General features: G+C 77.0%; 1 pseudogene. It reads left to right on the top strand.

Annotated elements, in window-relative coordinates:
* Positions 1-26: 26 nt before the first annotated feature.
* Positions 27-552, top strand: a pseudogene (locus MXD58_RS24720) (hypothetical protein); the annotation flags it as partial.

Raw genomic sequence — 552 nt, 5'->3', positions numbered from 1 at the left:
GGCCGGCGGACCCGAGCGGCGCGCCGATGCCGCCTGAGCGCACCGAGTTCCGCGAGGCCAGGATCTGGCTCGCCCTGGCGGCCGCCGCCCTCGGCGGCACCGCTCTGATCGCCGGCACCGGCCCGGCCCTCGGCATCACCGAACCGCCCTGGCGCAACGGCTGGGACCCGCGCCTCGACCCGTTGGCGGCCGTGCCGTTCGCGGTCGCGGCGACCGTGATCGCGCTCACCGTCTGGTGGGCGTCAACGATCCGCGCGGCCGAACCGACCAGGCCAGCAGACACGGTCGGGCCAGCACACACGGTCGGACCAGCACACACGGTCGGACCAGCACACACGGTCGGGCCCGCAGACACTGGGCAGCCGGCGGGAACCCGCGAACCGGAAGGGGTGCCGGGCGACCTGGGCGTGACGCGCGGCGGCCTGCCCGCGACGGTGAGCTCGACGCCGGACGGCGTGGCGGGTAACTCCGGCGCGCGGTTCCGGCTCCCGTGGGCCGTCCTGCTGCTGCTGGGCTGCCTCGGCGCGCTGGCCTGGAGGGTCGCCCTCGCGC

The organism is Frankia sp. AgKG'84/4, from assembly GCF_023242965.2.
Taxonomy (GTDB): Bacteria; Actinomycetota; Actinomycetes; order Frankiales; family Frankiaceae; genus Frankia.
Note: the sequence above shows the minus strand (reverse complement) of the source record. Positions and strands in the feature narration are given on the sequence as shown.